Origin of the sequence: Shewanella sp. SG41-4 (assembly GCF_014164505.1) — a bacterium.
Classification (GTDB): domain Bacteria; phylum Pseudomonadota; class Gammaproteobacteria; order Enterobacterales; family Shewanellaceae; genus Shewanella.
In genome coordinates this window covers 1-7,660 of sequence record NZ_JACJFI010000206.1, presented here as the reverse complement: position 1 = coordinate 7,660, position 7,660 = coordinate 1, and the positions used below count along the sequence as shown (strand labels likewise).

7 protein-coding genes and 1 pseudogene are annotated in these 7,660 nt (G+C 39.6%); 5 read left to right on the top strand and 3 right to left on the bottom strand.

Annotated features, from left to right (window positions below; translation table 11 throughout):
- The 3 genes and pseudogenes from H5202_RS15985 to H5202_RS15975 form a co-directional block, all read left to right on the top strand.
- A pseudogene (locus H5202_RS15985) lies at nt 1-226 on the top strand (IS4 family transposase); the annotation flags it as partial.
- Between the two features lie 685 nt (nt 227-911).
- On the top strand, nt 912-1,292 hold the full coding sequence (locus tag H5202_RS15980; protein WP_182772955.1) for a PA2779 family protein: 381 nt from the start codon (nt 912-914) through the stop codon (nt 1,290-1,292).
- A 15-nt stretch (nt 1,293-1,307) separates the two neighbouring features.
- Nucleotides 1,308-2,285, top strand: coding sequence for a PA2778 family cysteine peptidase (locus H5202_RS15975; RefSeq protein ID WP_182772954.1), 978 nt, complete (start codon nt 1,308-1,310; stop codon nt 2,283-2,285).
- A 299-nt stretch (nt 2,286-2,584) separates the two neighbouring features.
- Here H5202_RS15975 and H5202_RS15970 read toward each other — a convergent pair whose 3' ends face one another.
- Nucleotides 2,585-2,833: a YfhL family 4Fe-4S dicluster ferredoxin gene (locus H5202_RS15970; RefSeq protein ID WP_182772953.1), complete on the bottom strand. Its 249-nt coding sequence runs from the start codon at nt 2,831-2,833 to the stop codon at nt 2,585-2,587.
- 12 nt (nt 2,834-2,845) lie between these two features.
- On the bottom strand, nt 2,846-4,210 hold the full coding sequence (trhP, locus tag H5202_RS15965) for a prephenate-dependent tRNA uridine(34) hydroxylase TrhP (RefSeq protein WP_123777154.1): 1,365 nt from the start codon (nt 4,208-4,210) through the stop codon (nt 2,846-2,848).
- 247 nt (nt 4,211-4,457) lie between these two features.
- Here trhP and H5202_RS15960 point away from each other — a divergent pair, with 247 nt between their 5' ends.
- Nucleotides 4,458-5,300 carry an HDOD domain-containing protein gene (locus H5202_RS15960; RefSeq protein ID WP_101085693.1) on the top strand — a complete coding sequence of 281 codons (843 nt, stop codon included), beginning with the start codon at nt 4,458-4,460 and terminating at the stop codon, nt 5,298-5,300.
- 121 nt (nt 5,301-5,421) lie between these two features.
- Nucleotides 5,422-6,942 carry a putative bifunctional diguanylate cyclase/phosphodiesterase gene (locus H5202_RS15955; protein WP_182772952.1) on the top strand — a complete coding sequence of 507 codons (1,521 nt, stop codon included), beginning with the start codon at nt 5,422-5,424 and terminating at the stop codon, nt 6,940-6,942.
- Nucleotides 6,943-6,970: 28 nt separating this feature from the next.
- Here the strand turns inward: H5202_RS15955 and H5202_RS15950 are convergent, their stop codons facing one another.
- Nucleotides 6,971-7,402, bottom strand: a complete 432-nt coding sequence (locus H5202_RS15950) for an acyl-CoA thioesterase (RefSeq protein ID WP_182772951.1) — start codon at nt 7,400-7,402, stop codon at nt 6,971-6,973.
- Nucleotides 7,403-7,660 lie beyond the last annotated feature (258 nt).

The window sequence follows — 7,660 nt, the reverse complement described above, 5'->3', positions numbered from 1 at the left end:
AAATCAACTCAGTTTTAGAGATGCTTCTTCTCATATCATCAACAAACTGACTAATATGCCGTTATACGCACCAGGAAATGTGCCGAAACTGATTTTGGATATAGAAAGGAATGCGAGGCAATTTAAGTTGGAGGGAAAGCGAGAAAGAAGTTACCCGCGCTGCTTAAAAGTGAGTAAAAATGGTTATCCGGTCGCAAAAAGAAAAAATGCCATTCACCTTAAGTGAACGGCATTACGCATTAAGCGCCGTTTTTACAGGTGCTAGGTGTAAGGTACTAGGTATAAGACACTAGATGTTAGCTCTTTGCAGCTCATTCAAGACGTTACACTTTGTCTGTGATAGCGGCCATTTTGTTAATAGCGCATCTTGTGATTTTAATATTATCGGATCGAGTTCTATACAATCGATATGATAAACAGACTCGCTAGTCGGCTTGTCATAATGACCAACACATAGTATGCCCAACACTGGGGCGATTTTATACACATCTTCACCTATAGCATCTAGCTCGCCTCATCACAATTGATAGCGATATTACTCCAATGATTAATGACATTAATTGGCATTTGTTGGCAAACATGCGAGGGGTAAAGTTACTAGTAACATTAAATGAGTCATAACATTAATGGTGGCAATAGGATCAATGAGCAACACGAAAAGCTGCTGTCGTTTGTTAATCTCGACAATGTGATTTAATTACATGTTACCAGTGTTAAAAAGCTAAGGATTAAATTCCCTCCTCAGTGTCCTGATAAAGAGTTGAGGGATTTTAGCGATGACTTTGTAAAAGCTGCTGCTGTGTGATCATTTTAGTCACCAGATAGGCTTAATTTCGATATAGCTTGTTATTACTCAACATTAACTCTACTCTCTATCAGAAATTTACATTCGCTAAATCAAAGGCAATCCAATGAAAAAAGTTCTTGTAGTCGCCGCCGTAATGTTAACTTATTTGACTTGTATTTCAACCGCCCACGCTGGCATAGTGTCTTCGGAACAGGTTATTGTTCAACAACAAAACATATATAATAAACAACAAGTTATTTCAATGCTTGATAACGTTGAAGTACAAAACAAACTGGTAGCACTTGGTGTTAGTTTGGCGGATGCTGAAATGCGTATTGCCAGTATGACCGATCAGGAAATCAATCAATTAAATACCCAGATGAATGATATGCCTGCAGCTGCTGGTGGCGTAGTCGGGGTTGTTGTTACTGTATTAGTGGTGTTAGTTGTACTCGATTTGGTAGGTGTTACTGATGTATTTTCTTTTATTAGACCGATAAACTAAATCGTATTATAAAATATGAGTCGCATCAGTATATTCACAAAAGCCATTTGTATTACTGGCTTTTGTTTATTTCTCAGCGGCTGTCTATCGGCTCCTCCCCAGACAGCTATTCTATTAGACAACCCGCCCGACATTTCGGCTAGATATCAAATCCCTGAGGTACCTTTTTATCCTCAAGAGGACTATTTCTGTGGTCCTACAACCCTCGCGGAAGTCTTCAATTTTTACGGGATAAGCAAAACGCCTCAGCAAATAGCGCCCTCTCTGTTTATTCCAGATTTAGAAGGCAGTTTGCAAATTGAAATGGTTGCAGCGGCACGTCAACAGGGGCTGCTTGCCTATGCAGAGTCAGGCAATCTGGCACAGTTACTGTCTTTTGTGAGTGAAGATATTCCGGTTATTATTTTACAAAATTTATCAACCTCTTGGTATCCTATGTGGCATTACGCTGTGGTGACAGGCTACGATATCGATAATCAGCAGGTAGTGCTCCACTCAGGCACTGATAAAAACCGGATTGCGGAACTCAAAGTATTTGAACGAACCTGGTTGCGAGGTCAGTACTGGTTGTTGGCCGCAGTGCCACCAGAGACAAAGAGTAAGCATTTTGACCCCTTCATTTATGTCAGCGCTGCCCAAGACTTGCTCAGTATTGGTCAACATACTCCCGCAGTCAGCGCACTTGAAAATGCGATAAGACAATGGCCAAACTATTGGCTAAGCTACTTTTTACTGGGAAATTATTATTTAGCTATTGATAACACAAAGGCCGCTTTTTGGTATCAACAGGGATTAAGTTATATCGCGCAACAACCTGAGCAACAGGCCGCCTATTTAAATAACTACGCCTATAGTTTGTCTTTGTCGGGTTGCAAACAACGAGCAATGGACACTATCGAAAAAGCGCTTGAACTACAACCTGAAGATAGCAACATGTTAAGCACCAAAAATGATATAGAACATATGTCAGATAATGCCAGTTGCTTACTTTAGAGTCGATTCAGGCTTAAGCTCGTTTAAGGTATTCAATTAGGCTCACTTATTTGGTCTCATCAGATGTTGCTCTAATCATTGCGTTGTGCATAAAATAAGCTCACAAAAAAGGATGACAAAATTAGTTTTGTCATCCTTTTTAATTAACCCAATACAATAGCTTTCTAAATATGACTGGGTTTTAAGTGTTATCTAAGCTGCGCCTTTACTAAAATATTATTGGCCAAAACTCCGCTAATTTACCTTATCCACCAAGCTAAAATGTTTTGCCAGTCATGTCGTTTATTTACCTATGCTGTCTACTTGCCGGTGAGCCGAGCATATTTGATCAAGAGATCGTCTTGAGACTCTTTGTGATCAGGGTCTAAGGTAATGCAATCTATAGGGCAAACTGAAATACAGGTTGGCTTGTCATAATGGCCAACACATTCGGTGCACAACGAAGGATCGATTTCATACACCTCTTCACCCATAGTAATGGCTTCGTTAGGACATTCGGGTTCGCACATATCACAATTGATACAGCTATCGTCAATGATTAGTGCCATAAAAACCTTAATTTAAGCTGGTTGATGAGGGTTTCGTGTATCCATTCCCTCAGGTAAATTACGCATTAACATGGCTTTGTCGATATTTATATCCACCGGAAGCGCTAGAAACACAAAGTGGCCTGAGCCTAAAGCAGAGTCAATCGATTCGCCTTTGCGATTAATTAACGATTCAATAGTGATAACAAAATTACCTTCAGTTGTCATTATTTCAACACTGTCGCCGACGGAAAATTTATTTTTAACATCTATTTCAGCCAAACCCTCAGTATTTCGTTTACCGGTAAACTCACCAACAAATTGCTGGCTATCACTTACCGAGTGGCCATATTGATAGTTTTGATATTCGTCATGCACGTGACGACGCAAAAATCCTTCGGTATAACCTCGGTGCGCAAGTCCTTGAAGATTACTCATCAACGTGCGATCAAAGTCTTTGCCAGCAGCGGCATCTTCAATGGCTTGGCGATATAATTGTGCCGTGCGCGCGACATAGTAAAAGGACTTAGTGCGACCTTCAATTTTTAATGAATCAACGCCCATTTTGGTCAAGCGGTCCACATGTTGAATAGCGCGCAAATCTTTTGAATTCATAATATAAGTGCCATGTTCGTCTTCAAAAGCAGGCATATATTCGCCAGGACGACCAGCTTCTTGCAGTAGCACTATGTCGCTACTAGGTTGGCCAGAACCCAGCGTTGGGTTTTCAAATTGAACGGTTGGGGCAACAGGGATGATATCGCCTGTATCGGTTTGCTCTGCTTGATGTACGTCGTATTTCCACCGACATGCATTGGTACAAGTCCCTTGGTTAGGGTCGCGTTTATTCATGTAACCAGACAGTAAACAACGGCCAGAATAAGCCATGCAAAGTGCGCCATGCACAAATACTTCTAGTTCAATATCGGGACAACGTTGACGAATTTCTTCAATTTCATCCAATGATAATTCGCGGGATAAAATGACTCGCTTGATGCCTTGTTGTTGCCAGAATTTTACCGATGCCCAGTTAATCGCATTCGCTTGAACCGATAAGTGAACGACTTGATCTGGAAATGTTTCGCGTACCATCATAATAAGCCCAGGATCTGACATGATCACCGCATCGGGTTTCATCGCAATCACCGGCTCCATGTCTTTAATATAGGTCTTGAGCTTGGCATTGTGAGGGGCAATATTACTCACCACATACAATTTTTTACCTAAGGCATGAGCCTCTTCAATACCGCTGGCAAGAGTCTCCATTTTGAAATCATTATTTCTAACTCGTAAGCTATAACGAGGTTGACCAGCGTAAACGGCATCAGCACCATAAGCAAAGGCGTAACGCATATTTTTAAGCGTGCCAGCAGGAGATAATAATTCGGGTTTAAACATGTTTTTCGACCTAATTGAACATAGTGTGATTCAAGGGCCGAAGCTTACTTAAGGATATTAGCGGGGACAAATATAGCCTTGGTATTTGTGAGGTTGGTTGTATTTTTATTACATCGAAGGGATTTATGACTGGGAAATCAGAACAGAAAAATATAAATAATTGAGTTGTCGTCAGTTGAGTAATCGCAAACGTTATCGGTTTGGGTATATAATCCAGCATTAGAGACTATTTATTTATGGAGAACCCATGTCTACGGAACATCAACTCTTGGTTGGATTATTAAAAAAGCTCAAAGATGATGCTTTAGTTTTACCAACATTACCTGAAGTGGCCATGCGTGTTCAAGAAGTGGTGTCTCGCCAAGATTCGAGCCTTAAGCAAGTGGCAGATATTATTGGTCAAGATGCTGCCATTTCAGCCCGTATTATTAAAGTGGCTAATAGCGCTTTATATTCTCGTGGCAACAAAGCCGAGAGTATCAATGCCGCAGTTAATCGTATTGGTTTAGTGCAGATTAAATCTATTACCACGTCAGTTGCCATGGAGCAGTTATTTATCTCCACCAACGAAATGGTGTGGGAGGTGATGGATGAAGTGTGGAAAACCTCTATTGAAGTGACCGCTTCATCTTGTGCGATGCTTGAAATGTATAACAAACGTCATCCGACTAAAAAATTAGACCGCGATACACTTACCCTTGCAGGGTTAGTGCATAATATTGGTGCATTACCGGTATTAACCGAAGCAGAAGTTCACCCAGAATTGTTTAGCCGAATTGATGACCTTCGTAGTTTAGTGCGTAAAATGCAGGGGCCGATTGGTCGTGCTGTGTTAAAAACTTGGGACTTTGCTCCAGAGGTTATGGAAGTGGTCGAGCGTTGGGCTGATTTACATTACATGCCTGAAAAAGTGACTTATCTCGACTTTATTCGTTCAGCGGCATTTTATACTGGCGAACTTCGTGCTGGTGAAGAATTAGAAGAAAGATTAGGCGTGTTTGTCCTGCGAGGTCTTCCTGTGACTCCTGAAGATCTTGCGAGTGATGAGTTTATTGATATGTATCACTCAATTAAGCAAAGTTACGAATAGTTATATATTGAGCTTGTTTCATAGATATTAGTCAATGAGTTAACATCAAATGATTAATATCTAAGCGATTTTTTTATATTTAAATAACCTAAGATTGAAATTGTAACATGATGAATATTCGATGAATTACTTACTAATTATAGTGTTATTTATGATTGTGCTATGCACCATTGCCTTCCTCCATTGGCGTCAGTATCGATGTATTAAACAATTGACTCACTCGTTAGAATTACAATTACTCAATCAAGATTCATTTAGCATAGATTCTCCTGCCAAATCGTTAAAACCGCTCATTAATGTCCTTCATAACTTACACCAATCAAGCCTATTTAGCACCGAACGAGATAAGTTAACTGGATTAGCTAATCGTGTCGGCTTTAAGCGTAAAATGTTGTCAAAAATGCCTATTTCAGAAGGCATGTTAGTAATGATGGATATTCGACAATTTCGTTTTGTGAATGATTTATTTGGTTTTTTATTTGGTGACAAACTACTAAAAGCTTTTGCTAAGCGGATAGAGAGCCTTAACTGTAAAGCGCAGTTTATTGCGCGTATGAACGGTAATGAGTTTCTGCTATTTTTTCAGCAACCGTTAACTATGGAACAATTGCACACGATAAAAAATGATTTACAGATGCCATTTGAAATTGAGCAACAGCCTATTAGCATAAAAATTCAGCTCGGAGTGTTATCGCTAAATGAGCATCATGCAGATGTCAGTTTGATGCTACGCCGTTTAGATTTAGCGTTAAAGAAAACCAAAGCATTAAAACAGCAGATTGCTTTTTACGACCAAGATGATGATAAAGCACAATACCGAGAATTATTGATTATCAATGGCTTGCCTAAAGGGTTAAAGCTCGGTCAATTGTTTATGGTCTTTCAACCAAAACTAGATATAAAAAGTGGCCAATGTAAGCAGGTAGAAGCGTTAATCCGTTGGCAACACGAAGGCTTGGGGTTAATTTCTCCTAATGAATTTATTCCATTAGCAGAACAGACCGGAATGATCGATATTCTCAGTAGTTGGGTGTTGGATCACGTGTTGGCTCAACAAGCTAAATGGCGAAATATGGGGGTTTACGTTAATGTTGCTATTAATTTGTCATCTACTGATTTAGACAATCCCAATCTTGCTGCCGATGTCGCCACAAAACTTTCCCAATATCTTGTTCCTGCTGAAACCATTACCATTGAAATTACTGAAAGTGTATTAATGAAATCACTCGATCAAACGATTGTTACTTTAAATCAATTACGTGATATCGGGGTTAAGCTTGCGATAGATGACTTTGGTACTGGTCATTCATCCTTGGCATATTTACGTCATTTACCTGTAGATGAAGTGAAAATTGATAAAGCCTTTTTGGATGAATTTGAAACCTCTGACGCGGCGAAACAAATTGTTAAAACGAGTATCGAGCTCGCTAAAAACTTAGGTTTTGAAGTGACTGTTGAAGGGGTTGAATCTAAGTCAGTCTTAGATACCTTAAATCTTTTTGGAGTAGATACTATTCAAGGTGATTACTTTGCTAAACCATTTACTGCCAGTGAGTTTGAACATCTTTATCCACAACTTAATTACCAACAAATTAATAATTTGCACTTTGGTGATTCGAAAACTAACTCTCCGCTAGATTAAGTGTAGCGATGCCCATAGTGGTAAAGTACTATAATCCTGTTGATAAATAAGCGATTAATTCTGCAGGCATCGGAGCCAGTTGACGCTTCTGGTTCATACAGACCATTTCAATCGTAGCTGTTACTGCAGGCTTTTTAGCATTAGGACGCCATATTTCTTGTTTCCACACGGTTCGATATTTACTTTCAAAATAAAATTGTGTGCGTATATCTATAATATCTGCAAACTCAACACCATCATGACATAACATGTCGCTGCGATAAACGGCAAAACCCAATTGTTGTTGCTGCCAAAGTTGGCTGAGTACATCTGCGCCAATGACATGTTCACGCGCACGTTCGAAATACTTTAAAAAGTTTGGATGATATACCACACCTGAAAAGTCGGTGTCCTCATAATAAATTTGCACTGAAAAAGAGTGAACAGGGCTGTATTTGTGCTCCACAGAAGGGTGACTCATTACACTATGACCTTATGTTATTCATTATATTGTGGTTAATCATTAGAGGGCAGAAGCAGCTGCTTGTACTTACCTTGCCTTTGTAACATTAGCAGCCCTTTGTCGAGCAATAGGCTAATGTGCTCAGATTGAGGGTTAAGTTTAGAAAATGCGACAAAAATTCTACTGGTATGATTATTAAACTGAGCTTTTATATCTTGGTTAACACCCATCTGCTTATTGAACAGTTACAACTACAAGTCATCACGGTAAATAGCC

Coding starts and splice junctions, on each gene's coding strand:
- H5202_RS15975 (WP_182772954.1), top strand. CDS start 1,308: ATGAGTCGCATCAGTATATTCACAAAAGCCATTTGTATTACTGGCTTT.
- trhP (WP_123777154.1), bottom strand. CDS start 4,210: ATGTTTAAACCCGAATTATTATCTCCTGCTGGCACGCTTAAAAATATG.
- H5202_RS15970 (WP_182772953.1), bottom strand. CDS start 2,833: ATGGCACTAATCATTGACGATAGCTGTATCAATTGTGATATGTGCGAA.
- H5202_RS15980 (WP_182772955.1), top strand. CDS start 912: ATGAAAAAAGTTCTTGTAGTCGCCGCCGTAATGTTAACTTATTTGACT.
- H5202_RS15955 (WP_182772952.1), top strand. CDS start 5,422: ATGAATTACTTACTAATTATAGTGTTATTTATGATTGTGCTATGCACC.
- H5202_RS15960 (WP_101085693.1), top strand. CDS start 4,458: ATGTCTACGGAACATCAACTCTTGGTTGGATTATTAAAAAAGCTCAAA.
- H5202_RS15950 (WP_182772951.1), bottom strand. CDS start 7,402: ATGAGTCACCCTTCTGTGGAGCACAAATACAGCCCTGTTCACTCTTTT.